The organism is Saccharopolyspora spinosa NRRL 18395 (assembly GCF_000194155.1).
In the GTDB taxonomy this organism is placed as follows: Bacteria; Actinomycetota; Actinomycetes; order Mycobacteriales; family Pseudonocardiaceae; genus Saccharopolyspora; species Saccharopolyspora spinosa.
This window is the reverse complement of sequence record NZ_GL877878.1, coordinates 3,428,045-3,453,059: the sequence shown is the minus strand read 5'-3', so window position 1 is coordinate 3,453,059 and position 25,015 is coordinate 3,428,045. Positions and strand designations below refer to the sequence as shown.

Here is a 25,015-nt window from a genome sequence, read left to right as displayed (position 1 = left end):
ACCTGTCGCGGACAGAATCAGCAGCGGAGCAATGGGAGCGAGGTGTCGGGAAATCCCGTAGATCTTCGGCGGAAGATCGAATTTTCCTGGATTTCAGGTCGGCGTCCGGTCGTCCGGTCGTGCGGTTGATCGTGATCTGGCGCGACCGCCCGCTGGTACTCGAAAGCCGTCCGGCACGATCACCGACGTTGCCGATATGAAGGCTCGCTGAGCCCGCGCGACACGCACTCGTTCGACATCGAGTTCGACATCGCGTTCGACTTCTGGGGAGGTGCTTGCCGGCTTGTTCGTGGAACCACCACCGAACGAGTACACGATTATCGGACCATCCATGTGGTGACGCGGCAGGCGGCTCTCGTGGCGGCACGGGAGAATCGGACCATGCCGAAGATGCGAGCGCTTCTCATCGCCCTCATGATCGGTTGGGCATTCGTCGCGTGCGGAACGCACAGCCACAACGTTTCCCGGAGTGAGGCCGCGGTGACGTCATCACCATATCTCTTCTTCGGGTGGGGCAACCCCCCTGACCCGGTTGTGGTGATGAAGGAAACCGGCATCAAGGCATTCACCCTTGCTTTCATCCTCTCAGGTAATGGCTGCGATCCCGCATGGGACGGTGAAAGGCCGCTGCACGGCGACGATGCCGCCCAGATCAAGCGAATCCGCGATGCGGGCGGTGATGTCGTCGTCTCTATGGGGGGCAGCGCCCAGGAGGGGCGAAAGCTGGGCGAGGTCTGCCCAGACGAGCAAGCCCTCGCGAACGCGTACCAGAAGGTCATCGACGCCTACCGGCTCAAGGCGATCGACATCGACATCGAGAAGGGCGAGTTCGAATCCATTGAAGCGCAAGACCGCGAACTCGGCGCATTGAAGATCCTCAAGCGGCGCAACCCCGAACTGAAGACGATCATGGTGTTTCCCACGGATCGCTCCGGTCCGGACGACCTCGGCAGGCGGCTCATCCGACGAGCGCACGAGCTGAACGCCAACGTCGACGTCTTCACCATCATGCCGTTCAACTTCGGGGGCACCGACATGACCCGCGACACGATCTCGGCCACCGAAGGGCTCGTGTCGGATATCGCCAGCACCTTCGCAATACCGATCGAAGAGGCGTACCAGAAGGCCGGCATATCGTCCAAGAACGGTGGGATCGAGGAAATAGTGCGGTTGGAGGACTTCCACAACATGCTGGACTACGCCAACCATCACCGCCTTGGCCGATTCACCTTCTGGGCGGTCAACCGCGACCGTCCCGGCGACCCGAGCCATGACGCCGGGAGTGGCATCCCCCAGCGCGACTGGGACTTCACCCGGGTCGTAGCCGGTTACCGCTCCACGGAGCCCTGATCGGCCCGCGAGAACCACAGAACTGATTCTGCCCGTGTCACGAAGACTTGCTGATTGAACGGTCCGGGAGTTCGGATGATGTCTCTGCTCCGCCTGCACACCGCCTTGCGCCCGCGCGTGGTCTCTGCCGTCACATGCGGCGTTGTGGAGCCCGTTCTCCGGGCACCCTATCTGAGCACCGCCCGGTGGTTGCCGGAGTTCTTCGCGTGGCCTGAGCAAAAGCGGCGGGCTTGGCAACGGGACCGGTTGCAAGCTGTCTTGCGGCACGCGCGGAACGAGGTGCCGTACTACCGCGACGTGCTGGCCGGGCGGGACGTGGATGGGGTGGACCTCACCGAGCTCCCCGTGATCGACAAGGCGATGATGCGGCCGTGCATGGACAATTTCTTGAGCCGGGGCTGGCGAGACATCCCGCACATCGCCAAGAAGACCGGTGGTAGTACCGGCGACCCGTTCCAGTACCCGCTCGACAAGCGCGCTTGGGTGCACATCTACGGAGCGAACCTGTACTTCTGGGAAAGCACCGGCTACCGCTACGGAGAGCGCCTGGTAATGGTGAGTTCCCCGCCGTCATTGCAGTCCGCGAGCGAGGGTTTGAAGACTCGCTTGCGCTCTGTCCTGGAGGGGCGCGTTATCTCCGCAGCGGGATGCCACATCGACCCGGAGACGAGCCTGGAACGGGCACTTGCCGCCGGGCGTGCGCGGGGAGCGCTCTGGTACGGATACGCGAGCCATATCGCAGCGATGGCCGACGCCGTACTGGAAGCCGGTGTGCGCGTGCCGGCGCCGAAGGCGATCGTCACGACGGCTGAGCTTTTGTTCCCGACCTGGCGCGAGCGCATCGAGCAAGCCTTCGAGGCGCCACTGCGCGACCAGTACGGGTGCAACGACGGCGGCATCATGTCGCAAGGATGTTCGCACGATCGGCTTCACCTCGCCGAGAACGTGTCGATCGTCGAGATCCTCGACGACGCCGGCCGCCGGTGCCCACCGGGCGAGGAGGGCGACGTGGTCGTGACGAACCTGCACGCCCGGACACTGCCCTTCCTGCGGTACCGGATAGGGGACCGGGCCGTACTCGGCGCGGGGACATGTCCGTGTGGCACGGAAGGCACTTTCCTGGAGCGGGTGGTCGGTCGGCATGGCGACAACTTGCAATTGCCCAACGGCAAGCACGTTTCCATGCACCCGCTCGGGAAATGCTTCTTCGATGCCCGCCACGTCCGTCGTTACCAGTTCGTCCAGCCGGAGCCCGGTCGCATCCAGGTGCGTCTCGAGGTCGAACCGGGTTTCGACGCGGACGAGCGTTCGATGATACTCGGCGAAGTTCGACGTGTGGTGGGCAGCGTGGTCGACGTCGACCTGACGACCGACGAGCCGATGGAAATCACTCGGGGCGGCAAGCACCGCGTAATCGTGCGGGCCTTCGACACGGCGTGACCTCATTGCGCGCTGGCCTCTCTTCGCGATGGTGTGCAGGACGGATTTGAGGAGCCAGGAGGGCGATTTCGTTCATCGAGGCCAGCAGCATGTGTGCGCCCCAGGGCATGGCGTTCTTCGATCCCGCGCCGCTGCTGCTGTGATAGCCAGAGCAGACGGCGACGAACACATCATTCAACAAGGCGAAGCCGCCGCCGACGAGCTCTTGGCCCGCCTCCGGCACGCCTGACCGCCACGCACATCCGTCGCTGCATGCGGCCGGATGGCCGATTCGTTCAATACTTCTCCGCGCCGCCAGCGTGTACTGGCTCGTGGGCGGGATCGGTCGGCGAGGCGGAGCCTCGTCCGTCGGTTGCAACCTTCGCGGGGGCTTTCCCAGCTCCTCGGCGGCCGGCCTGAGCGCACGCGGCCGTCGAGCCGACAACCCTTCAGGCCGCCTGCCACGACGAACAACACAAGCACCCGTTGAAACCGAGCAGAGGAGTCTGGCATGAAGGCGAACATCGGGGCAATCACCCTCGGTGTGCAGGACCTGGAGCGCTCGCTGCGCTTCTACCGGGATGGACTCGGGTTGTCCTCGCCAGGGATCATCGGCACCGAGCACATCGGCGACCACGACGATCCCGGCGGTGCAGTCGCCATGTTCACCCTGGAGAACGGACTCATCCTGTCGCTGTACTCGCGCGACGATCTGGCGCTGGACGCCGACGTCCCGCTCGAACAGGTATCCGGCTCGCCGATGAGCCTCGGCTACTTCGTCGACAGTCCCGAGGAAAGTGGACGGTGTCCTCGAGCAGGTGCGGGAAGCAGGCGGCAGCGTCGTCCGCGCACCACTGGAACGTCCGTGGGGAATCTACGCCGGCTACTTCGGCGACCCCGACGGGCACCTGTGGGAGGTGGTCCATTTCCTGACGGGCGACGGGCCGAACTGACATCGCCGGCGCCGGGCTGAGCGCACCGCCCAGGCCCGGCGCACCTTTCGGAAAAGCCAGGCATGCGAACTGCTTTCGATGATCCCGTCGCTGCGCTCCAGCGACTCCAGCCCGGTGCCGCGCGCCACCGACCGGTCGCATCTCAACACCCACTACCTCGGTGAGCTGGCCGCGGCAGGCGTCCGCCCGCACGATGTCGACACGGTGGTCTGCACCCGTGTCCACGGCGCGCCGGAGGCTGGTGCTGTCGATTGTTGTCTATTGTGGATAGAGCTGGGGCAGAAGGGGCTCAGGGGCAGTTCCTGTGAGTCCGATGTTTGCGGAGTCCCGTTGATCAGCACGTAGGTCAGCGGGCTTTTTCTTGTCTGGTCGTGGATTTCGGATAAACGCCATGATGGGCGCTTTCTCCATTTTCGGTCTTTTGTCCCTGGCGGCGGAAAGTTTCCGCGTTTTGATCGACCGGCGATCTGGTGGTCCCCCGGTTGCCCTCCGTTTCCTGAACGTTCAGCCGGCGTCCCTGCCCGAGTTGATGGCCGTCCCTAAGTTCTTGGCCTGACGAAGGAAGGGAACAATGGACACACCCCCCGCAGTGCGGGCTCGTGGGATCACCAAGTGTTTCGGCGATGTCGTTGCGCTCGACGGCATCGATCTGGATGTGGCGCAGGGGCAGATCCACGGGTTGGTCGGGCCGAACGGCGCGGGCAAGACCACCTTGCTCGGTCTGCTGCTGGGTCTGGCCGTCGCCGACGGCGGCACGCTGGAAATTCTCGGTACGCCGGTCGGCCGGTCACTCGCCGCTCCTGACGCCGTCGCGGGATTCGTCGACGGGCCCGGCCTCTACCCATCGCTGACCGCCAAGCAGAACCTCGCCGCGCTGGCCGTGCTTCGCGGCCGCGACGCGAGGACGGCCGGAATCGACGACGTGCTCGACCAGGTCGGGCTCGCCGATGTCGCCGACGACCGGGTCCGGGGCTTCTCCCTCGGCATGCGTCAGCGCCTCGGGCTCGCCGCAGCCCTGCTCACCAAGCCCCGCCTCCTGGTACTCGACGAGCCGTCCAACGGCCTCGACCCGGCCGGCAAGCAGCACGTGCACGGCGTCCTCACCCGGCTCGCGGCCGACGGCACCTCCGTCGTGCTCTCAAGCCACCGGATGGATGACCTCGAAGCACTGTCCTCCGAGGTCACCATCGTCACCACCGGACGGGTCGTCTTCTCTGGCCCGTTGAGCAAGCTCGCCGCCGAGAACCAGGAACTCGACTACCGGATCCGCACCTCCGACCCGGATGCCGCCCGCCGGCTGGCCGCTGACACAACCGGGGTCCGCGTCGCCGACGACGTCGGGACACGGCACGACACCGAGGTGCTGGTGGTGCGCGCGTTGGTGCCCGCACTCGACGAACTGGTGGTGCGGCTCGTGCACGCGGGCATCGCGCTGCGCGAGCTCGCGCCGGTGGTGTCACCACTCGAAGCCGTGTTCCTCGCCCTCACCGAGCAGCAGGAGTCCAGCCGATGACCGCGACCGTCGCCGATGCCCCGGCTTCCGCCGCCCGTCCTGTCTCGGTGGCGCGAGGCTACCGCTTCGAGCTGGTCAAACTGCTCTCGCAATGGCGGGTGCGCCTGCTGGTCCTCGCCTGCTGGCTCGCGCCTGCACTCTTCGTCGCCGCGGTGAGCCAGCAGAGTTCGCTGCCCGTCGACACCCTCTTCGGCCGCTGGATGAATGCCACGGGTTGGGCCGGATCGCTGGTGATGCTCGGTTTCGCGGGCACCTACGCGCTCCCGCTGCTGACCTCGCTGATCGCCGGTGACGTGTTCGCTTCTGAAGACCGGCTCGGCACCTGGCGCCACCTGCTGGTGGCGGTCCGTTCGCCGCGACGGATCTTCGTCGCGAAGGCGCTGGCCAGCCTCACCATCATCCTGGTGCTCGTGGCCGGGCTGGCCGCTTCCAGCGCGGTCGGCGGGGTCCTCGCGGTCGGCAACAGGGAGCTGGTCGGGCTCGACGGCCACCTGCTGGCGCCGGCGGACGCCGCTGGGAAGGTCCTGCTCGCGTGGGTCTGCGTGCTCGCCCCGTCCCTGGCCCTCGCCGCGATCGGACTGCTCGGCTCCGTCGCATTTGGACGTTCCCCGATGGGGCTGCTGCTGCCCATTGTCGTGGCCCTCGCCATGCAGCTCGTCCAGCTGCTGCCGGTGCCGGTCGCGGTGCGCCTCGCCCTGCCCAGCTACGCCTTCATCGCCTGGAACGGCCTGTTCACCAGCCCTGCGCAACTCGGGCCGCTGATGATCGGCATCGTGGTCAGCCTCGTGTGGGCCGTTGCCGCGACCGCCTTGGCCTACCTGCTTTTCCTGCGGCGCGACTTCACGAACCTCACTCACGACGGCTCCGGGCGCCGCGCGATCACCACTGGCCTCCTGCCGCTCGTCGGGCTGTTCGCCGTCACCGCCGCAGTCGTGTCCCCGGCCACCGGTGCCACCGGCTCCGGGATCGAGCAGGACAAAGTGCAGAGCTCGGTCGCCACGGCCTTCGCCCACCTCTACCGCCTGCAGACCAAGCAGCTGAACCGACCCGACGTCACGGAGGCGCAGTTGAGGGCCACCGCGGCGTGCAACAAGGGCGGCGGCCAGGTCGCGCCCCAGGGGCCGGGCAACGACTGGCGTTGCGTCGTCTCCTGGCATCTCCCCGACGTCGAGGCCGCAGGGACGGCCATCTACCAGCTCGACGTCACCGCAGACGGGCGGTTCGTCGCCGACGGCGACGGACCGAAGGAAGTGAACGGCTACTTCCAGGTGCGAACCCCGGCCGGAGACGCACCGAACCCGCTCTGGCAGTTCGACGGCAACGTCGAACTGCTGCCCACCACCCCGAAGGGATAACTGCAAAATGCAGGTAATACGCCGTAGGCGGCGCATCGAGAAAGGCCTCTCCGGTCTTCTCGGTCGACGCATCGGCCGCCGCATCCCCCTGGTAACTGCAGGTACCACCGCCGTCGCCGTCGCTGTCGCCGGCACCGCTTTCGCCCAGACGCACCAGTTCGGCACCGACCAGGTGGGGCAGACCACCGATCAGGGTCAGGTCGTCTCCGCCGACCAGTACATCGCCCCGATCGGTGAGCGCCTCGTCATCGACAACGGCAAGATCATGTCGTCCTCGGTCAGCCCGGACGGCACCCACCTCGCGGCCTCGGTCACCGACGGTGGGATGGCACTGTCCATCGTGGACTTGAAGAACTGGAAGGTGCAGCAGCTCGTCGGCAACTCCGCGTCGGCGGACCTGCGCATCAGCGGCAACGACGTGGGGCAGGAAGGCCCCACCTACTCGCCCAACGGTTCGCAGCTGTGGTTGGGTCAGACCGACGGCTACCGCAAGTTCACCGTGAACCCGGACGGCACCGTCAGCAACCCGGCCTTCGTCTCGGTCCCGGCGAACGGGCCCAGGCACGCGCTGGTGGGTGAGGCGGTGTTCTCGCCCGACGGCTCGACCGTGTACTCCGCCGTCAACGGCCAGAACCGCGTGGTCGCCATCGACGCGGGGACCGGCGCCATCCGGCAGAGCTGGGCCGTGGGCAACGCCCCGCGTGACATGCTCCAGGTCGGCTCCAAGCTCTACGTCAGCAACGAGGGCGGGCGCCCGGCGGCACCCGGCGACACCACGCTGAACTCCTACAACACCCAGGTTCCGGCCGACCCCTCCACCGGTGCCACCACCACCGGCACGGTCAGCGTCATCGACCTGGCGAACCCGGCTGGTGCCGTCGCGAGCATCGACGTCGGTCTGCACCCGACCGCCCTGTACGCCAAGAACGGGGCGTTGTTCGTCACCAACACCGCCACCAACGACGTGTCGGTCATCGACACCGCAAGCAACAAGGTCGTGCAGACCATCGCCACCCAGCCGTGGCCGGAGGCGTCGGTGGGCTACGAGCCCGACGCGGTGACGCTCACCGACGACGGTCACCTGCTGGTTACGCTCGGCCGTGCCAACGCGGTCGCCGTCTACCGGTACACGAGCCCGCTGGAGCCGGTCAGCTACGTCGGTCTGCTCCCGACGGACTTCTTCCCCGCGGAGATCACCACCGTCGGCAACGACGTGCTGGTCTCCAACACCCGTGGCATCGACGCCCGCCGCCCCACCGGCAAAGCCGGGCACGGCACGCACGACACGACGTCGAGCCTGCAGCGGTTCACGCTGCCGGACGATGGCGCCATCAAGGCCGAGACCGGCAAGGTCTTCAGCCAGAACGGTTGGAACGGCGGCTCGATCACGTTGTCCGAGGGCAAGGGCGACGCGAAGCCGGTGCCGGTCCCGCACCGGCTCGGCGACCCCTCGACGATCAAGCACGTCTTCCTGATCGTCAAGGAGAACCGGACCTACGACCAGGTCTTCGGTGACGACCAGCGTGGCAACGGCGACCCGGCGCTGGCGCAGTTCGGCGAGAACGTGACGCCGAACCAGCACTCGATGGCCCGGCAGTTCGGGCTGTACGACAACACCTACGACATCGGCACGAACTCCGCCGAGGGACACAACTGGCTGATGCAGGCCGACAACCCGGAGTACACCGAGTCGTCGGCCGGTGAGTACAAGCGCAGCTACGACACCGAGGACGACGCGCTCGGCCACCAGCGCACGGGCTTCATCTGGAGCGGTGCGCAGGCGGCCGGCAAGAGCGTGCGGGACTTCGGCGAGTTCCAGCAGTTCCTGACCAAGCCCCCCGGCGCGACCTGGCAGAACCTGTACTGCGACACCAAGAACATGGCGGCGACCGGTCAGGACACCGCCTACCAGATGGTCTCGTCCTCGCCGATCCCGTCGCTCAACGACGTGTCGGTGCACGGCTTCCCGAAGTTCGACACCAGCGTCCCGGACATCTACCGGTCCGAGATCTGGAAGCGCGACTTCGCGAAGAACGGACCGGCGAACCTGAACATGTTCTGGCTCTCCAGCGACCACACCGGTGGTCCGCCGAACGGGGCCGCCCAGGTCGCGGACAACGACCTCGCGGTCGGCAAGATCGTCGACACGATCTCGCACAGCCAGTACTGGAAGGACTCGGCGATCTTCGTGGTCGAGGACGACTCCCAGGCCGGCCTCGACCACGTCGACGGCCACCGCGCCCCGATCCAGATCATCAGCCCCTGGGCCAAGCACGGCGTCGTCGACAGCCACTACTACTCGCAGGTCACGATGATCCGGACCATCGAGCAGATCCTCGGGATCCACCCGATGAACCAGAAGGACAGCGCGGCCACCCCGATGCGTGGGGCGTTCACCCAGGCGCCCGACTACACGCCGTTCACCGCTTTGCCCAACCGGACCTCGCTGACCGCGGGCCTGAAGACCCCGCCTGCCTGCGGTGCGGACACCCCCGCGCCGCAGAACGTCGCGGCCGCAGCCGCCCCGTCGGACGCGGTGCCGGCGGACAAGCAGCAGGTGGCGGCGCAGTGGGACGAGTGGCTGACGCACCAGCACCTGTCCGGACCTGACGCCAAGCCCGACTTCGCGAACCCCGCGCAGATGAACCACTTCACGTGGTACCAGGCGCACGGGTGGACGCAGCCCTACCCGGGTGAGGACAAGGTCTACGCGCCGGCCGACGTGCCGGGCGCCTACATCCCGTCGTCGGAGTCCGACGGCTGACGTGGGCTGATCGCAAAGCGGACCCTGACCGGCTTCACCGCCGGTCAGGGCCCGCTGCTTCGGGTCCGGTCCAGGAGCTCCCGTTGGCAGGCCTGGACCGATCTCTCCACAGTGGAGTCCTTCTCGGTGCTCGCATGCTGCTGACCCTGTTTGGTCGCCGAGCAGGCAGCAGCCGAAGCGGGCGACGACGTCGCCGCGATCCCGGTCTGCCCGATGCGCCACGACGTTCGCCGCGATCACGAACTCGCCGAACCCGAGTTCGCCCGTGGCCTGCGCGTTGGTTGAAGGCGTCGTGCCAGACGTTGGTCCGTTGTCAAGGAACGTTTCACACCAAGCCAACCGACCAAGATCCGCGGAAATCGTTCCGCATCCCAGCGCTGACTGCCCCGCGCAGGTCAGTCCGTCAGTGGCCAGTTGAGTTCGGTACGCAGGTCACTCGGATCCATGTCCGGGGAAGGCTGTGTGACGTAGGTCTCCCACCTGTCCTCTCCGACGGACAGCCCCCGCTCCCGTACCCAGGAGCGCAGCCGCTCCCAAGAGGACCCGAGACCATCGAACGACCCGCAGTGCGTCAGCCGTGCGACCGGGCCTCCGGGCAGCGAACCGACCACGACCCCGGCCTCCGGCCGCACCGCCCGGTCCGTGACGAACCCGACCTCCAGGTCCAGGGACTCTCCCGGCACCCCGTGGTAGAGGCCGAAGGCGGGACTCAGCATGGTGATCCGCTGCGCCTCGATGGTCCGGGCCAGGGCACCGAAGGAAGCATCGAAGAAGTCCCGCAGGCCGGCCATTGGGACGACGCCACGGACGACCGCTGTCATCACCGGGTCCAGATTCACAAGTTCCGGCTCCGAGGCACTGGCCTCGCCATCAGATCCACGACTGCTCATGCCGCTCCCATCCAAGCTCCAAGGCTGCTCAGGACATGTAGACCTGACGTGCGCCGAGAACTTATCGATCACGTCAACATCGCGCCTCGGCGGCCGCACCCATGCCGCGTGCCTCGGCGACGGCAGTCGCCGCGCACCAGCGCGGCCACGCCACGGCTGCGGGAGCGCTCCGGCCAGGCTATGACCAGCGCAGCGGGAGGGCAGTCCTCGATGGGAACGTAGGCCACCGCTTGCCGAGGGTATCTCGCAGCGACCGACCTCGGGAGCACGGTCATCGTCGAGCCGAGAGCCACGTGGCCGCCGCGCTACCGACCTCGGGTATGACCGCGCTCGGCGCGATCGACCACATGCAGGTGCCCGAAGGCGGCGCGCTGCTTGTCATCGGCGCGACGGGAGGGGTCGGCACTTTCGCGGTGCAGGTCGCCGCTGCCCGCGGGATCCGGGTCATCGCGACGGCGTCCGCCCAGCTCGCCGAGCAGGTGCGGGGGCTCGGTGCTGTCGAGATCGTCGTTCGCGGCGCGGAACCTCTGGACCAGGCGCTGCGGAGCCTCACACCGGAGGGAGTCGACGCGATCCTCGACGTCGTCGGCGATCACTCCGTCACTAGGAGCGTGGCCAGCGCCGTGCGGTACGGCGGCGCGCTGTTCTCGACCGCCTTCAGCCTCGACGAGCAGCTCCTCGCCGATGAGCGCATCCGCACTGCGAACTACCGGCTCGATCGCAAGCCCGAGCGGCTCGCCGAGCTCACAAGGCTCGTCACGGCAGGCACCATCCGGCCTGTCACTGGCGCGAAGCTCCCGCTTGAGGAGGCGCCGCGAGCCCTCGCGGGCGGCATCGAGGTCACCGGGCTGCGCGGCAAGACCGTGCTGCAGGTGCGCTGAGCCCCGGCACCGGGAGGAACGGAGGGGCTCGGTTCCGGCGAGGGCTGCGGCGGCCCGGGAACTGACATCCGGTGAATTTGGCAGCCCGAACAAGCTGAACAGCCGGGCGGCGTCGTAAGAAAGTGTGCGGTAGGACCAGGGAAACACGGCCCGGATCCCTGTCTTCCCTCCGGCGGCGAGCGCGTCGAGCCGGTCGCGCTCGCCGCGCAGATCCGCCGCAAGGTCTTCGAATGGCACCTCCGCCGGTCGGCAGTTTCCGGTTCGGTCGGCTTGCCGAACGCAAGGACCATCGTTTCTCGATAATCACCTCGATCAGCTGGGGTGCCGGCGGCAGCATGCTTGTAGGCGTCTCGCCGGCCTGCTTTGGGGGCTTTCGTCAGTTCATGTTGTGGGGTCCGCTCAACTCCGGTCGATCGCTGCTCAGGGGGTTTCGTCGACGTGGTGGTCGAAGATGAACATGTGGCCTGCGTAGTGGGTGATCACGTATTCGGCACCGGAGTTGGGCAGCACTAGCTGTGGGGTGACTCCGCATGCCCAGAACATCGGGACCGTGCCGGGTTCGAGTCGTGGTGGTGGTCCGAAGTCCGGTGTGGACAGATCTGCGATGCCGAGGCCCGCCGGGTCTCCGATGTGCACTGGGGCCCCGTGACCGGTGGGGTAACGGGCGGTCACCTCCACCGCGCGCGCCACCAGATGACCCGGGAGCGCCCGCATGCTCACCACGAGCGGACCCGACAGGCGGCCGGCCGGATGGGTGGGCCGGTCGGTCACGTACACCGGTGGTGCCATCGAATCCGCCGCGTGTGGCACCGGGACTCCTGCGGTGCGCAACGGCCCTTCCCAGGTGTGGCTGCAGCCCAGGAGGAAGCCGACGGAGTCGTCCCGCCAGTATGCGGTGATGTCCGTCGGTTCGGCGACGAGTTCGCCGCGCTGCCACACCCGGTAGCGTGGCAGCGTGGTGCGCAGGTCGGCTTCGGTCCGGCCGAGCCGGATGACTGGGTCTCCCGGGTCGGTCACCGCGACCACCGGACAAGGCTTGGGATTCCGGTTGCAGTACAACAGGAAGTCGAAGGCCAGATCCCGTGGGACGACGGCGAGGTTGGCCTGCTGGTAGCCGTCGAGAACCCCGGCGGTGGGGCCGGTCCAGCTGCTGGCGGCGATCAACTTGCGGAGCTCCTGCGGGCTTGCGGGAGCGCTCATGCGGCGAGCTCCGATCGTGCGGTTTCGCGGACCGAGAGCAGGGACAGCAGCGCGATGGCGCACGCGCCGATGAGCAGCCAGCCGGGGGCGAGGAGGTTGTCGGTGGTCGAGATCAGCCAGGTGGCGGCGTAGGGCATCAGGCCGCCACCGAGGATGGTGCCGATGTTGAAGCTCAGCGACAGACCGGTGTAGCGCACGCGGGTGGGGAACTGCTCGGCGTAGGTGGGGTAGCCGACGGACTGGACGATGGGGAAGGGGATCGCGGCTACTACCATCGCGAGGAAGGCGAGCCAGATGTTGTTGTGGTTCATCACCAGCATCATCGGCGTCACCAGGACCATGTAACCGACGAACCCGATGGTGAGGACGAACTTTCGGCCCTTGCGGTCGGACAGGCCGCCGTAGAGGGGCATCAGCAGTCCCATGCTGAGGTTGACGGCCATGATGATCCAGAAGACCGCGGTCTGGTTGTAGCCGAGGTTCTTGGTGAGGTAGATGTTCATGAACACCAGGCCGACCCAGTAGCCGGCGTTCTGTCCGAACGACAGCCCGACGACCTTGGCCACCGCCGGCAAGTGTCCGGTCAGGACTTCCCGCAGCGGTGCCTTGACCAGTTCCTGGTTCTCCTTGGCGGATTCGAACGCGTGCGTGTCTTCGATCTTCTTCCGCAGCACCAGCGAGAGCACGATCAGCGGGATCGAGCACAGGAACGGGATCCGCCAGCCCCAGGCCGACATCTGTTCTGGCGTCAGCACACTCGACACCACACCTGCGACGGTGGCTGCTGCCGCCCCGCCCATTGCGACGCCCATCGGGGTGAAGCCGCCGAAGAAGCCACGCCGGCCGGTCGGTGCGGATTCGGCGACGTATGCGGCTGCGCCGGTGACCTCGCCGCCGGCGAAGAATCCTTGCAGCAGGCGGACGATGAGCAACGCGGCCGGCGCGAGCAGGCCGGCGGAGGTGTGCGTGGGCAGCAGGCCGGTGACTGCGGTGGCGCTGCCCATGCCGATGACGGTTAGCAGCAGGACTGCCTTGCGGCCGATCCGGTCACCCAGCCGTCCGAGGAGGATTCCGCCGAGCGGGCGGACCAGGAACGAGCTGCCGAAGACGGCCAGGGTGGACAGCAGCGCAGCCGTTGGGTTGTTGCTGGGGAAGAACAGTGGGCTGATGGTGACCGCGAGGTATCCGTAGACCCCGAACTCGTAGTACTCGATCGCGGTTCCGGTCATCGCGGCGATCGCGGCTTTGCGGGTGGTCTGTTGGTTGGTGCCGACTCGTGGGGTGTGGACTCCGGTGGAGGTGGACATCGATCACTCCAGCGTTTTCAGGGTGTGCTCAGGCAGATCAGGAATTTGATTCGGCGAGCTGTGCCGGTGCCGTGAGCGGAGATGGCTACCGCTCGACGACCGAGGAAGGGCTGGTTGGACGCTTTCGTGCCCTAGCGATTTGCTTCGATCCTGGCACCGCGCGTCGCGGCGCCTGCGAGATCAAGAACTGGTTGGAATTCGTTGCCGGGAAGCAAATTTTATGATGCGGCTTCCGCTGGAAATGGGTTGGAAGCGCAATCCGATACCTGGTGGAGCCTGCGCCACCAGGTCCAGATCGCGCTCGATGACCGCGCCGATCACCGGATATCCGCCGGTGACCGGATGGTCGGCCAGGAACACGATGGGTTCACCCGAGGGAGGCACCTGGATCGCGCCGCGCACCATGCCCTCGCTGGGCAGGTGGATATTGCCGATTCGCAAAGGATCGCCCTGCAACCGGACCCCGACCCGATTCGAATCTGCGGAGACCCGCCACCAGGTGGTGGTGAGCCGTTGTCGATCGGACCGGTCGAAGAGTTCGTGTCGTGGACCCCACCGGAATCGCACGATCGTGGTGGCCTGTGGGAGTCGGCTGATCGCCAACTCGACGGGAACCTGCGGGCACGGGTTGGCCACACCGATGGCGAACTCATCACCGGCGCGAAGCGGGTGCGGTCCGTGTCCGGCCAGCACGTCATGCCCGGCACCGCCGAGCACGGGTTCGACGAGCAGACCACCGGAGATCGCGAGGTAGGTGCGTAGGCCGACGCTGGGGCGTCCCAGCGACAGCACGTCTCCGGCGGTGAGCCGGAAGCGCGTCGGATCGGCCACCGGGCGGCCGTTGACCAGCGCGGGCACCGGTGCCCCGGTCAGCGCGACCACCCGGGCCGCGTCGAGCCGGATGCTCAACCCGCCGAAGGTGCATTCCAGGGCTGGGGTTCCGGGGAAATTGCCGACCAACCGGTTGGCCAGTGCGAAGCTGGCCCGGTCGGCGGCACCGGATGGGCTCACCCCGAGGTGCGCGTAACCGGTCCGTCCTTGGTCCTGCACGGTGGTGAGCGGGCCTGGTGAGATGACGGACAAGCGCGTGGTGTCGTCCTTGGGCGGAGCCGGCGTGGATCGGGCGGCTGTCAACACGTCGTCACCACCCGGAAGGCCACACGATCGCCGACTTCCAGCCGGTTCGGCGGGTTGTTGTCGGGGTTCCACAACCGCCGTTCGGTGTGACCGATCAAGTGCCAGCCACCCGGCGTACCGCCCGGGTACACGACGGTCTGGTTGCCGGCGATCGCCACGTACCCGGCCTCGATCCGGGTGCGCGGGCTGGTTCGGCGCGGTAGCGCCAGGACGTCTGGGCAGCCGTCGATGTAGGCGAATCCCGGTGCGAAACCGAAGAATCCGACGACGTGTTCCGCGGCGGCGTGTTCGCGAGCGACGTCAGCGACACCGAGGCCGAGAGCATCGGCGACCTCGGGGAGGTCCGGGCCGTCGTAGTGCAGTGGGATCTCGATCGTCCGGGGCCGTCGGCCGGGCCCCGGACGATCGAGAGCTTCTTCCAGCAGTGAAACCAAAGCGCTGCCCAGCGCGTCTGTCCAGGCGCAGTCGATCGCGGTGACCAGGACGGTCTTCGCGGCCGGGACGACCTCGGCGACCTGTGCTGCCCACGGCTGATCGTGGACGGCCGCGGCGATCGCGGTGGCGCCGCCGGAGGGCAGTTCCACCAGCCAGCCGCGGTCGCCGGCGCGCAGCAGGCGGGCCGTGGTCGGCGCGGGGATGCGCTGGAGCATTGTCACCTCATCGAATGGGGACCAGTGAAACGTCTGCGGCGCGCAGGGCGGCGGTGACCGCGGCGGCGATTTCCACGGCACCTGCGGTGTCGCTGTGGAGGCACAGCGTGCCCGGGGACAGCTCGACGTCCTCCCCGGTCACCGCGGTCACCTTGCCTTCTGCGGCCATCCGCACCGCTCGTGCGGCGGCTTCCTCGGGTTCGGTCACCAGCGCGCCAGGTTGGCCGCGCGGCACCAGCAGCCCTTCGGCTGTGTAGCCGCGGTCGATGAAGCCTTCGGCCAGCGGCCGGATCCCGGCTTCCTCCGCCTGCCGCCATGTCTCCGTGCCGGGCTGGCACAACAGCGGGATCGATCGGTCGAATGAGGCGACTGCCTCCACGATCGCGGCCGCGTGCTCGCGGTGACGAGCCGAGGCGTTGTACAAGGCTCCGTGCGCCTTGACGTAGCCGATTCGACCGCCTGCGAGTTCGGCGAACACCCGCAGCGCGCCCATCTGGTAGAGCAGGTCGTTGACCAGGCTCGCTCGCGGCACGTTCAGGAACCGCCGGCCGAAACCGGCGAGATCCCGGTAGGAGACCTGGGCGCCGATGGCCACGCCGCGCCGCACCGCCAGTTCGCAGGTGCGGCGCAGGATGTCGGGGTCGCCGGCGTGGAAACCGCAGGCCACGTTGGCCGCGCTGACCAGCCCGAGGAGTGCTTCGTCGTCGGTGAACTGCCAGACGCCGAAGCCTTCCCCGATGTCGGTGTTGACCGCGATCTCGGTCAAGCCGCGATCCGGTCGGTCAGCCAGCGGCGGAAGCGGTCGGCGTGCACGACAGGATCGATGAGCAGCAGTGGTGTGCCCGGTTCGTTGCCCGGCTCGATGCGCACGTGCACGAACCACGGGCCGGGCTCGGCCAGCGTTCGCTGCAGCGCGTTGTCCAGTTCGGTGGTGTCCGCGGCCCGCAGGACCTGCAGCCCCACCGATTCCGCGATCGCGCCCAGGTCCAGTTTCTCCGCCTGGGTGGGGATACCGGCCGTTGACGCGTAGACCCCGTTGTCCAGCAGCAGGATCAAGAGGTTGTCCGGGGCGAGGTAGCCGGCGGTGGCCGCCGCGCCGAGGTTCATCAGGAGCGACCCGTCCCCGTCGACCACCACGCTGCGCGAAACCTTGGTGCCGGCGATTCCAAGCGCGACGCCGGTGCCCACGGACACCGTGAGTCCCATAGCGTCCAGCAGGTAGAGGTGGTTGTCCCGGTCGGCCACGGCGGCCAGTTCGCGGCTGGTGGCCGCGCAGGTCGCGGTCACCGGGAGGTCGGGGGTCCGGTCGGTGATCACGCGCAGGGCTTCAATGCGCTTCATGCGCGGCTCTCCTTGTCGTTGAAGTCGAAGAATTCCATCAGGACCACGACGGGGCGGTAGGTCATCCGGGCGTGGTTGCCAGCCTCGGTCACGGTCGCCTGCCAGTCCGCCGGGGAGTTGCGCCGGTCGAGCCCGAAGACGGGGATGTTCGCGGCGCGCAGGATGTCGGGCACTGGAGCGGAGATCGAGTGGATCATCGAGTTGTACTCGCCGAGCCCGCCGCGGGTGTTGGCCAGGATGACCACCGGCAGGTGGTAGGACGTGGCGAAGGTGGTCAGCGCGGTGAGTGCGTTGCCGAACCCGTTGTCCTGCATCACGATCACGCCGAACTTGCCGGCCAGCGGGAGCGCGCCGATGACGCCGACGGCCTCTTCCTCTCGCGACACGGGGAAAACACGGGTGTCCGGGCCGGCGTTGTCGATGAGTCCGTTGATGATTCCGGCGATGCTGTTGCTGGGCACGTAGGCCACGGCGTCGGGGTCCATCCCGAGTACCGCTTCGACCACGTTCTTGTGGCGTTGTTGCGTCGTCGTACTCATGCCGCTGCTTTCTCTCGAGGTCGGGGTGGGCGTGGTCGCGGACCGGCGACCGCGGAACTGGTGCGACCTGCGTGAGGCCGGCCGCCGTTACAGTGCGGCGATGATGCGCCGGAGGCCTTCGGTCAGGTCTTCCAGCGGGCACGCGTAGGACACGCGGAACGCGTGCGTCCCGCCGTGCGGGTCGAAGGCGGTCCCGGGAACCACGGCGACGTGGTGTTCCTCGAGCAGGCGCACTGCGAGTTCTTCCGCCGGTTCGGCGGTTTCCGGCTCGTAGCTGAGGTAGAGGTAGAAGGCGCCGTCGGGGGAGGCCACGCGCAGCTTGTCGGTACCTGAGATCGCTTGCAGCGCTGCGTTGCGCCGGGCTTCGAAGGACTGGCGCATGGATTCGGCTTCGTCGCGGGCCGAGCGCAGCGCCGCAGCGCCGCCGTCCTGGATGAACGTGGTGGAGCAGACGGTGGTGTACTGCCGGACCCGCAGGGCGGGTGCGATCAGCTCGGCCGGGCCGGCCAGCCAACCCAACCGCCAGCCGTCCATCGCGAACGCCTTGGCGAACCCGCCGACCGACAGCGTGCGCGGGTGGAGTTGTTCGTAGGACGCGGGGGAGGCGTGGTCGACCTCGTAGGTGAGGTCGGCGTAGATCTCGTCGGACAGCAGCAGGGCGTCGGTGGGACGCAGCATCTCAGCGATGGCGTCCACATCGGACTTGCTGGCCACGGTTCCGGTCGGGTTGTTCGGCGTGCACAGCACGACCATGCGGGTGCGGTCGCTGATCGCGGCGCTCAGCGCCTCCAGGTCGAGCTGGTAACCGTTGGCGGCGTCAAGCGGCACCTCGACCGGTGTGGCACCGGCCAACCGGATGCAGGACTGGTAGTGGGCCCAGGCCGGGATGGGGACCACTACCTCATCACCGGGCCCGCAGAACGCCATGATCGCGAGGAACACCGCTTCGTTGGCGCCTACGGTGACGATGATCTCGCCGTTCGGCTGGTACTGGGTGTGGCGTTTGTCCGCGAGGTATTCGGAGATCGCGGCGCGCAGGTCCGCGGTGCCGGCGTTCGGCGCGTAATGCACCTTGCCGCTCTCCAACGCGTCGATCGTCGCCTGCTTGGCCACGGCCGGGCTGTCGAAGTCGGGGCGGCCGATCTCGAAGTGGTAGATCTTGTGCCCGTCGGCTTCCAGCTTCGCGGCGCGGTCGAAGATCGCCCTGATCGGTGACGGCTTGATGGCCGCCAAGCGGTCCGCCGGGCGGGCGAATGCGTGGGTCATTGGTGTTGCTCCAGGACGGATTCGGGGTGTTCGGCCCGGTCGTGCCAGGCGGTGCGCAGGCCCTGCTGGCCACCGTCGATGTGGGTGTGGATCTGGTCGGCGAGCGCGGTGGCGTCGCCGTCGGCGAGCGCGGCGACCATCGCCTTGTGCTCGGCCTGCACGCGGTCGAGCGCGTGGGTGCTGTGCACGTAGAAGCGGGAGTAGGGCTCCAGTTGGTGGTAGAGCCGGGAGATCACTTCGTAGCGCATCGGCAATCCGGCCAGCCTGTACATGTCGAGGTGGAACGCGAAGTTCACCCTCGACCAGCCCTCGCTGCCGAGGTTGTCGACGCGGTCCATCTGCTCGGTCATCGACCGCAGCCGGCCGACGTCCGCGCGCGAGCAGCGCTGCACCACGTGCTCGGCGAAGCTGGGCTCGACGAGCTTGCGCAGGTCGTAGATCTCGTCGATCTCGGCGAGGTCCAGTTCGGTGACGAAGGTGCCGCGCCCGGGCGGGCTCTGCACCAGGCCCTCGCCGACCAGGGTCCGGATGGCTTCCCGCAGCGGGATCCGGCTGACCCCGAAGCGGGCCGCGAGCTCCTCGTGGACCAGCCGGTGTCCGGGCGGGAAGACGCCGTTGACGATGGCCGTGCGCAGCTCGTCGGCTATGTCGTTGGGGTTGCGCGGGGAACCTCTCCGCAGGGTGTGGTCAGCAGCCATGCGAACTGTATACAGTGAATACTCGATTGGGGACAAGGGTTAGCGCCCGGTTTTCCCGCTGTTTACGTGTTGAGGATGGTGAGAAGAGCGCATGGTCGACGTCGACCGGGCACGGCTGCTGCAAGCCGTGCCGACTGAGCTGTTCATCGGTGGCAAGTGGGTCTCGTCGCGCAGCGGAGAGACTTTCGCGGTGGTCGATCCGGCCAGCGAGGAACTCCTGCTCCGGGTCGCTGACGCGGGCCCAACGGACGGAATCGCGGCATTGGACGCGGCCGTCGACGCCGCCGCGGACTGGGCCGCAACGCCGCCGCAGGCCCGAGCCGATGTCCTGCGCGCCGCCTACGACGCGCTGATCGAGCGTCGGGAAGAGATCGCTGCGCTGATCACCCTGGAGATGGGCAAGCCGCTCGCCGAAGCCCGCGGCGAGGTGGGCTACGGGGCGGGCTTCTTCCGCTGGTTCTCCGAAAGCGCGACCCGCTTGCACCTCGACGGCGGCTACGGCGTCGAGCCGGGTGGCCAGTACCGGATCGTCACGACGAAGCGACCGGTCGGCCCGACGTTGCTCGTCACGCCCTGGAATTTCCCGCTGGCAATGGGCACCCGCAAGATCGGTGCCGCCCTCGCCGCGGGCTGCACCGTGGTCATCAAACCCGCCGAGCAGACCCCGCTGACGACGTTGCTGCTGGCGGAGGTGCTGCGCGAAGCCGGGCTGCCCGACGGAGTGGTCAACGTGGTCACCACGACCGACGCGGCCGGACTCGTGCGGCCGGTGATGGCAGATCCCCGGCTGCGCAAGATCTCCTTCACCGGCTCGACCCGGGTCGGCAAGCTGCTGCTCGGCCAGGCCGCCGACCACGTCCTGCGGAGCTCGATGGAGCTCGGCGGCAACGCCCCGCTGCTGGTCTTCGACGACGCCGACGTCGACACCGCGGTGGAGGGTGCCGTGGTGGCCAAGCTCCGCAACGGCGGCGAATCCTGCGTCGCCGCGAACAGGATCCACGTGCAGTCCGGGGTGGTCGAGGAGTTCACCCGCAAGCTCACCGAGCGCATGGCGTCGTTCCGCCCCGGGCCTGGACTGGACCCGGCGAGCACGCTGGGCCCGCTGATCGACGACCGGCAGCGAACCAAGGTCGCTGGACTCGTCGACGACGCGGTCGCCAAGGGCGCCGAGCTGCTGCTCGGCGGCGAAGTGCCAACAGGGAAGGGCTACTTCTACCCGCCGACGGTGCTGCGAGGCGTTCCGCACGACGCGGAACTGCGCACCGAGGAGATCTTTGGGCCCGTGGCGGCGATCTACCCGTTCGACACCGAGGACGAGGCGATTGCTGCCGCCAACGACACCCCGTTCGGGCTGGCGTCGTACCTGTTCAGCCAGAACCTGTCCCGTGCGATGCGGGTCGCCGAAGCGCTGGACAGCGGGATGACCGGGATCAACCGAGGGGTGATCAGCAACCCGGCGGCGCCGTTCGGCGGCATCAAGGAATCTGGCTTGGGGCGCGAAGGCAGCAGCCACGGCATCGAGGAGTACCTCGAAACCAAATACATCGGCCTAGGTCTCTGAAAAGGCGCGATAACCGGGCTTGGCACCAGACTGTCCAGTCGGACCTCGACGCCCGCCCGGCGAGCATTCCTGACCGGCTCGCCGGGCGCGCTGCTGGCGGCAGTGGAAACGTCCTCCGCGCAACACGTCAACCGTGGCGGCGGGAACCCGACGCTGTTGTTGAGGGTGGTGGTCGGAACCATTGGTGTCTCTGTCGCGGGATCGCGATCAGTGCTGGGCTGCCACCGGCTCGGCGTGGCCGGACGCCACGCTGGGACCGGTCGCCCGGCTGCGGCGATCGAGGGAGGCCGCGAGGAGTGACAGCAGCAATGCGGTGCTGGCGAGCATGGCTCCGGCCCAGTTGGGCGCGGTGTAGCCGAACCCGGCGGCGATCACGACACCACCGAGCCAGGCTGCGAGGGCGTTGCCGAGGTTGAAGGCACCGATGTTGGCGGCGGAAGCCAGCGTCGGGGCGGTGGATGCCTGGTCGAGGATCCACTTCTGCAGCGGGGGAACGGTGGCGAAGCCCAAGGCGCCGATGGCGGAGAGGGTGAGCGCGGCGAGGACTTGGCTGTGCGCCGTCATCGTGAATAGCAGCAGGGCGACTGCGAGGCCGGAGAGCGTGACGAAGAGCATGGGCATCAGGGCCTTGTCGGCGAACTTGCCACCCAGCAGGTTGCCCAGGAACATGCCGCTGCCGAACAGCACGAGCAGCCAGGTCACCGCGCCCTCGGAGTAGCCCGCGACATCGGTCATCATCGGCGCGATGTAAGTGATCGCAGCGAACACGCCGCCGAACCCCAGGACAGTCATCGCCATCGCGAGCCAGACCTGCACGTTGCGGAACGCGGCGAACTCGGTACGGATCTTCGCGGCCTCGGGCTTGCCCTGCTCCGGGACGAGCATGGCGACGCCGAGGAACCCGATCAGGCCGAGCACGGCGACGATGCCGAAGGTGACCCGCCAGCCGGCGGCCTGTCCGACGTAGGTACCTCCGGGGACGCCGATGATGTTGGCGACGGTCAGCCCCATGAACATCAGCGAGATGGCCGAGGCCTTCCTCCCGGGGGCGACCAGGTTGGCGGCGACCACGGAACCGATGCCGAAGAACGCGCCGTGGGCGAACGAGGCGACGACCCGGCCGATGAGCATGACGCCGAAGGTGGGGGCGGCGGCGGAGAGCGCGTTGCCCACTATGAAGACGCCCATCAGGAACAGGAGCATCTTCTTGCGGGACACCTTAGTACCCAGGACGGTGAGGATCGGTGCGCCGATGACGACGCCGAGCGCGTAGCCGGACACCAGCCAACCCGCAGCGGGGATGCTGACGTTGAACTCGCCGGCGACCTGCGGGAGCACACCCATGATCACGAACTCGGTGGTGCCGATTCCGAAGGCACCGATGGCAAGAGCCAGGAGCGCGAGAGGCATGTGCGAGACCATCCTGTCTGACTGCGTCTGAGCATTACAGGCGTTGACAATAGTTGCACACGCTAGCTAATTCAAGGGACATGTATTGTGATGTGGCAGATAGTTGCAGGCGCGCCTCATATGGGTTGCACGGGATGCTCGACGCCGCGCCGGAGAAGGCGCTCCGGGCCGAACATGGCCTCTCGGTCGTCGAGTACGCGGTTCTCGAAGCGCTCGGCCGTCAGGACGGATGGCACATGCGCATGCAGCAGCTCGCCCGCGCTACCGCGCTCAGCGGGGTGGAGGTGGACTGGTAAATCTAGAAAAGTCCACCTAGGACTTTCATTTTTTCTCTTCTGGCCGATCCATATTCCGGCGGGTTCGAAGTTGTCCGGGCGGTGTGCTTGCTGGTAGGGGACCGTAGTCGGGCAGGCTGGAGGCGAAAGACTCGTGGCTATTCGTGATCATGGTTGTTATTGACGCAACCTGACCGATGTGTCCGAAAACGACGTCCGCCGGGGCGGTGCCGCACATTCCGGGGCGCTCTCGGCCGACCACACGGTTACGGCGCGCGGCGGGAGCAACGGTGGCCACGGGCAAGCGCGTGGTGTCCGAGGTCGCTAAGAGGCTGGGCCTGTCCTGGCTCGTGGTGCAGACCACTTCACCACCCAGGCTGCCGTCTCAGTCGTCGATGGAGCCGTCGAGCGGTCGGCCCTCGGTGAAATACGGCGCGATCTTGTTGTCGAACATCGATAGCGCCGACCCGATCGCCATGTGCATGTCGAGGTACTTATAGGTGCCGAGCCGACCGCCGAACAGCACGTTGTTGCTCTTGGCCGCAGCCTTGGCCAGCTCGCGGTAGCTTTCCAGCTTCGCCCTGTCCTCAGGGGTGTTGATCGGGTAGTAGGGCTCGTCATCCTTGTCCGCCGCCCGCGAGAACTCCCTGACGATGACCGTCTTGTCGCTCGGGTAGTTGGTGCGCTCGGGGTGGAAGTGCCGGAACTCGTGGATGCGCGTGTATGGCACGTCCTGGTCGGCGTAGTTCATCACCGGGGTGCCCTGGAAGTCGCCGGTGGTGTGCAGGACCTCCTGCTCGAAGTCCAGCGTGCGCCAGCCGAGCCACCCCTGTGAGTAGTCGAAGTAGCGGTCCAGCGGGCCGGTGTAGACGGTTGGCGTGGCGGCCGGGATGTCGTCGCGAACGTTGAAGTAGTCGGTGTTCAGCCGGACCTCGATGTTCGGGTGATCGGCCATCTTCGCCAGCCACGCGGTGTACCCGTCGACGGGCAGGCCCTCGTAGGTGTCGTTGAAGTACCGGTTGTTGAAGGTGTAGCGGACCGGGAGCCGGCTGATCGTGGCCGCCGGCAGTTCCTTCGGGTCGGTCTGCCACTGCTTGGCGGTGTAGCCCCGGAAGAACGCCTCGTAGAGCGGGCGCCCGATCAGCGAGATGCCCTTCTCCTCGAAGTTCTTCGCGCCATTGGAGTCGATCTCACTGGCCTGCTCGGCCACCCAGGTCCGCGCCTCGTCCGGCGTCATGTACCTGCCGGTGTACTCGCAGATCGTCGCCATGTTGATCGGCATCGGGTAGACCCGGCCCTGATAGATCGTGAACACCCGGTGCTGGTAGCCGGTGAAGTCGGTGAATTGGTTGACGTAGTCCCACACCCGCTTGTTCGACGTGTGGAACAAGTGGGCGCCGTAGCGGTGCACCTCGATGCCGGTTTCCGGTTCCGCCTCCGAGTAGGCGTTGCCGCCGATGTGGCCGCGACGGTCCAGGACCAGCACGCGCTTGTTCAGTTGAGTGGCGGCGCGCTCGGCCACGGTCAGGCCGAAGAAGCCGGAGCCGACGATAACGAGGTCATAGTCACTGAAGCTCACGATCATCGAGGGTAACGACACCGCGCCGAGCACCATCCTCAGGCCGCGTATCCGCCCCGTCCCACCAGGCCCGAATGGGGGTCTTCGAATGTGGCCGGGCACGGTCCCGTCGCCGGTGACGCTGCGTGTGCGTAGGCGTTGGTTCTCGGGATTGCGGGAGCGGGCTTCCCTGACTGCGGATTCTGGGACACCTGCCTCCCTGCCGGGCGTCGTGAGCTGAACGCCTACGGGCCCCTGCTAGTGCAAGGTAAGACGGTCGCTTGGGGCGTGAGTATCCGGTTCTGCACGGGGTGTTGGGATGGCAACGGGCGGTGTGGTTGTGGGCAGGACACGCCTCTCAGCTATGGCGCCGACTTCCTCAGCCAGCACGGTGCAGTACGCAGCCGCATACGCCTCCCGCATGTGAAGTGATGCTGCCGGGCTGATATCCGTTCCTGGCGCATCAATGTCGACCAAGGCCGTGCCCGCGTCGGAGCGAGTGGCTCGCCGTGTGCACAGGAGCCAGGCTGCCAAGGGGTTTCCGGGCGGGCCGACTTCGACTTCAACCCGGCCTCGGTGTTCCGGTTCGTTCGTGTGGCGTAGAAGTGCGAGTTCCTGTGCGGCGACGCCGCCCGCCGCCTCCGCTTTGAGGACGATGTCCTCCCAATTGCCGTCGAACAGGACGTAGTCGTCCGATTGGGGTAGCGGCAACACGGTTCTCACCGCCAAAGATGGAAAACTCTTCAAACTATGGCTACCCCTTCTGGGGCACCGTGATTCACCTGCCAGCGCGAGAAGTCTTCGCTGTTCCAGGGAATCAATCCGTGATCGGAGAATGATGGCGGCCGCCCAGGGGACGCTGAGCGGCGTTACGTGTTCGGCGATCTGAACGGTTTGGACGGGAGGTGTCCAAGGGGCGTTCTTGTCGTTTGGTGCGTGGGTGTTTGC

At 67.3% G+C, this 25,015-nt stretch carries 22 protein-coding genes; 10 read left to right on the top strand and 12 right to left on the bottom strand.

The window, feature by feature from the left end; translation table 11 throughout:
* The first annotated feature begins 381 nt into the window (after positions 1-381).
* From SSPN_RS0116980 to SSPN_RS61660, 7 genes are all read left to right on the top strand, one after another.
* Positions 382-1,350: a chitinase gene (locus tag SSPN_RS0116980; RefSeq protein ID WP_063713925.1), complete on the top strand. Its 969-nt coding sequence runs from the start codon at positions 382-384 to the stop codon at positions 1,348-1,350.
* Between the two features lie 345 nt (positions 1,351-1,695).
* The gene (locus SSPN_RS0116975) at positions 1,696-2,790 is read left to right on the top strand and encodes a phenylacetate--CoA ligase family protein (RefSeq protein ID WP_148271981.1); all 1,095 of its coding nucleotides are present in this window, start codon (positions 1,696-1,698) and stop codon (positions 2,788-2,790) included.
* 490 nt (positions 2,791-3,280) lie between these two features.
* On the top strand, positions 3,281-3,742 hold the full coding sequence (locus SSPN_RS63275) for a VOC family protein (protein WP_010696383.1): 462 nt from the start codon (positions 3,281-3,283) through the stop codon (positions 3,740-3,742).
* 551 nt (positions 3,743-4,293) lie between these two features.
* Entirely contained in the window at positions 4,294-5,235 is a 942-nt protein-coding gene (locus tag SSPN_RS0116955) for an ABC transporter ATP-binding protein (protein WP_010696381.1), read from the top strand.
* Positions 5,232-6,590: an ABC transporter permease gene (locus SSPN_RS0116950; RefSeq protein WP_010696380.1), complete on the top strand. Its 1,359-nt coding sequence runs from the start codon at positions 5,232-5,234 to the stop codon at positions 6,588-6,590. Before SSPN_RS0116955 ends, SSPN_RS0116950 begins: the two co-directional genes overlap by 4 nt.
* A gap of 7 nt (positions 6,591-6,597) precedes the next feature.
* Positions 6,598-9,354 (top strand): bifunctional YncE family protein/alkaline phosphatase family protein, encoded by a 2,757-nt coding sequence (locus tag SSPN_RS0116945; protein ID WP_010696379.1) that lies wholly within the window; start codon positions 6,598-6,600, stop codon positions 9,352-9,354.
* 150 nt (positions 9,355-9,504) lie between these two features.
* A complete protein-coding gene (locus SSPN_RS61660) occupies positions 9,505-9,639 on the top strand; it encodes a hypothetical protein (protein WP_010696378.1) in 135 nt (44 codons plus the stop codon).
* A 110-nt stretch (positions 9,640-9,749) separates the two neighbouring features.
* Here the strand turns inward: SSPN_RS61660 and SSPN_RS0116935 are convergent, their stop codons facing one another.
* Positions 9,750-10,244 (bottom strand): GyrI-like domain-containing protein, encoded by a 495-nt coding sequence (locus SSPN_RS0116935; protein WP_044573014.1) that lies wholly within the window; start codon positions 10,242-10,244, stop codon positions 9,750-9,752.
* A gap of 293 nt (positions 10,245-10,537) precedes the next feature.
* Between SSPN_RS0116935 and SSPN_RS44220 the strand changes: the two genes are divergently transcribed.
* Positions 10,538-11,125, top strand: coding sequence for a zinc-binding dehydrogenase (locus tag SSPN_RS44220; RefSeq protein WP_143539571.1), 588 nt, complete (start codon positions 10,538-10,540; stop codon positions 11,123-11,125).
* 420 nt (positions 11,126-11,545) lie between these two features.
* Here SSPN_RS44220 and SSPN_RS0116925 read toward each other — a convergent pair whose 3' ends face one another.
* The 9 genes from SSPN_RS0116925 to SSPN_RS44215 all read right to left on the bottom strand — a co-directional run bounded on the left by SSPN_RS0116925 (position 11,546) and on the right by SSPN_RS44215 (position 19,263).
* Positions 11,546-12,325, bottom strand: a complete 780-nt coding sequence (locus SSPN_RS0116925) for a putative hydro-lyase (protein ID WP_010696375.1) — start codon at positions 12,323-12,325, stop codon at positions 11,546-11,548.
* Positions 12,322-13,632: an MFS transporter gene (locus SSPN_RS0116920; protein ID WP_010696374.1), complete on the bottom strand. Its 1,311-nt coding sequence runs from the start codon at positions 13,630-13,632 to the stop codon at positions 12,322-12,324. Before SSPN_RS0116920 ends, SSPN_RS0116925 begins: the two co-directional genes overlap by 4 nt.
* A 180-nt stretch (positions 13,633-13,812) precedes the next feature.
* Complete coding sequence (locus SSPN_RS0116915; RefSeq protein WP_029535421.1) at positions 13,813-14,769, bottom strand: 5-oxoprolinase subunit C family protein; 957 nt, start codon at positions 14,767-14,769, stop codon at positions 13,813-13,815.
* Positions 14,763-15,419 (bottom strand): 5-oxoprolinase subunit B family protein, encoded by a 657-nt coding sequence (locus SSPN_RS0116910; protein ID WP_010696372.1) that lies wholly within the window; start codon positions 15,417-15,419, stop codon positions 14,763-14,765. The genes SSPN_RS0116915 and SSPN_RS0116910 overlap by 7 nt, the downstream gene beginning before the upstream one ends.
* 7 nt (positions 15,420-15,426) lie before the next feature.
* Positions 15,427-16,185 (bottom strand): LamB/YcsF family protein, encoded by a 759-nt coding sequence (locus tag SSPN_RS0116905; protein ID WP_010696371.1) that lies wholly within the window; start codon positions 16,183-16,185, stop codon positions 15,427-15,429.
* Positions 16,182-16,760, bottom strand: coding sequence for a thiamine pyrophosphate-dependent enzyme (locus SSPN_RS0116900; protein WP_010696370.1), 579 nt, complete (start codon positions 16,758-16,760; stop codon positions 16,182-16,184). The genes SSPN_RS0116905 and SSPN_RS0116900 overlap by 4 nt, the downstream gene beginning before the upstream one ends.
* On the bottom strand, positions 16,757-17,299 hold the full coding sequence (locus SSPN_RS0116895) for a thiamine pyrophosphate enzyme-like TPP-binding protein (protein ID WP_010696369.1): 543 nt from the start codon (positions 17,297-17,299) through the stop codon (positions 16,757-16,759). Before SSPN_RS0116895 ends, SSPN_RS0116900 begins: the two co-directional genes overlap by 4 nt.
* Positions 17,300-17,386: 87 nt before the next feature.
* Positions 17,387-18,565, bottom strand: coding sequence for a pyridoxal phosphate-dependent aminotransferase (locus tag SSPN_RS0116890; protein WP_010696368.1), 1,179 nt, complete (start codon positions 18,563-18,565; stop codon positions 17,387-17,389).
* Entirely contained in the window at positions 18,562-19,263 is a 702-nt protein-coding gene (locus SSPN_RS44215) for a GntR family transcriptional regulator (protein ID WP_010696367.1), read from the bottom strand. The genes SSPN_RS0116890 and SSPN_RS44215 overlap by 4 nt, the downstream gene beginning before the upstream one ends.
* 91 nt (positions 19,264-19,354) lie before the next feature.
* On the opposite strand from SSPN_RS44215, the gene SSPN_RS0116880 reads away from it, so the two are divergent.
* Positions 19,355-20,824, top strand: coding sequence for an NAD-dependent succinate-semialdehyde dehydrogenase (locus SSPN_RS0116880; RefSeq protein WP_010696366.1), 1,470 nt, complete (start codon positions 19,355-19,357; stop codon positions 20,822-20,824).
* Between the two features lie 207 nt (positions 20,825-21,031).
* Here SSPN_RS0116880 and SSPN_RS0116875 read toward each other — a convergent pair whose 3' ends face one another.
* Positions 21,032-22,234, bottom strand: coding sequence for an MFS transporter (locus SSPN_RS0116875; protein WP_010696365.1), 1,203 nt, complete (start codon positions 22,232-22,234; stop codon positions 21,032-21,034).
* Between the two features lie 134 nt (positions 22,235-22,368).
* Between SSPN_RS0116875 and SSPN_RS44210 the strand changes: the two genes are divergently transcribed.
* Complete coding sequence (locus tag SSPN_RS44210; protein WP_237710569.1) at positions 22,369-22,530, top strand: hypothetical protein; 162 nt, start codon at positions 22,369-22,371, stop codon at positions 22,528-22,530.
* A 364-nt stretch (positions 22,531-22,894) separates the two neighbouring features.
* Here SSPN_RS44210 and glf read toward each other — a convergent pair whose 3' ends face one another.
* The gene (gene glf, locus SSPN_RS0116865) at positions 22,895-24,124 is read right to left on the bottom strand and encodes a UDP-galactopyranose mutase (protein WP_010696363.1); all 1,230 of its coding nucleotides are present in this window, start codon (positions 24,122-24,124) and stop codon (positions 22,895-22,897) included.
* Positions 24,125-25,015 lie beyond the last annotated feature (891 nt).

Excerpts from the sequence above, each read along its gene's own strand:
- SSPN_RS0116980 (WP_063713925.1), top strand. The coding sequence starts at position 382 with ATGCCGAAGATGCGAGCGCTTCTCATCGCCCTCATGATCGGTTGGGCA.
- SSPN_RS63275 (WP_010696383.1), top strand. The coding sequence starts at position 3,281 with ATGAAGGCGAACATCGGGGCAATCACCCTCGGTGTGCAGGACCTGGAG.
- SSPN_RS0116955 (WP_010696381.1), top strand. The coding sequence starts at position 4,294 with ATGGACACACCCCCCGCAGTGCGGGCTCGTGGGATCACCAAGTGTTTC.
- SSPN_RS0116950 (WP_010696380.1), top strand. The coding sequence starts at position 5,232 with ATGACCGCGACCGTCGCCGATGCCCCGGCTTCCGCCGCCCGTCCTGTC.
- SSPN_RS0116945 (WP_010696379.1), top strand. The coding sequence starts at position 6,598 with ATGCAGGTAATACGCCGTAGGCGGCGCATCGAGAAAGGCCTCTCCGGT.
- SSPN_RS0116935 (WP_044573014.1), bottom strand. The coding sequence starts at position 10,244 with ATGAGCAGTCGTGGATCTGATGGCGAGGCCAGTGCCTCGGAGCCGGAA.
- SSPN_RS0116925 (WP_010696375.1), bottom strand. The coding sequence starts at position 12,325 with ATGAGCGCTCCCGCAAGCCCGCAGGAGCTCCGCAAGTTGATCGCCGCC.
- SSPN_RS0116920 (WP_010696374.1), bottom strand. The coding sequence starts at position 13,632 with ATGTCCACCTCCACCGGAGTCCACACCCCACGAGTCGGCACCAACCAA.
- SSPN_RS0116910 (WP_010696372.1), bottom strand. The coding sequence starts at position 15,419 with ATGCTCCAGCGCATCCCCGCGCCGACCACGGCCCGCCTGCTGCGCGCC.
- SSPN_RS0116900 (WP_010696370.1), bottom strand. The coding sequence starts at position 16,760 with ATGAAGCGCATTGAAGCCCTGCGCGTGATCACCGACCGGACCCCCGAC.
- SSPN_RS0116895 (WP_010696369.1), bottom strand. The coding sequence starts at position 17,299 with ATGAGTACGACGACGCAACAACGCCACAAGAACGTGGTCGAAGCGGTA.
- SSPN_RS0116890 (WP_010696368.1), bottom strand. The coding sequence starts at position 18,565 with ATGACCCACGCATTCGCCCGCCCGGCGGACCGCTTGGCGGCCATCAAG.
- SSPN_RS44215 (WP_010696367.1), bottom strand. The coding sequence starts at position 19,263 with ATGGCTGCTGACCACACCCTGCGGAGAGGTTCCCCGCGCAACCCCAAC.
- SSPN_RS0116880 (WP_010696366.1), top strand. The coding sequence starts at position 19,355 with ATGGTCGACGTCGACCGGGCACGGCTGCTGCAAGCCGTGCCGACTGAG.
- SSPN_RS0116875 (WP_010696365.1), bottom strand. The coding sequence starts at position 22,234 with ATGCCTCTCGCGCTCCTGGCTCTTGCCATCGGTGCCTTCGGAATCGGC.
- SSPN_RS44210 (WP_237710569.1), top strand. The coding sequence starts at position 22,369 with ATGCTCGACGCCGCGCCGGAGAAGGCGCTCCGGGCCGAACATGGCCTC.
- glf (WP_010696363.1), bottom strand. The coding sequence starts at position 24,124 with ATGGTGCTCGGCGCGGTGTCGTTACCCTCGATGATCGTGAGCTTCAGT.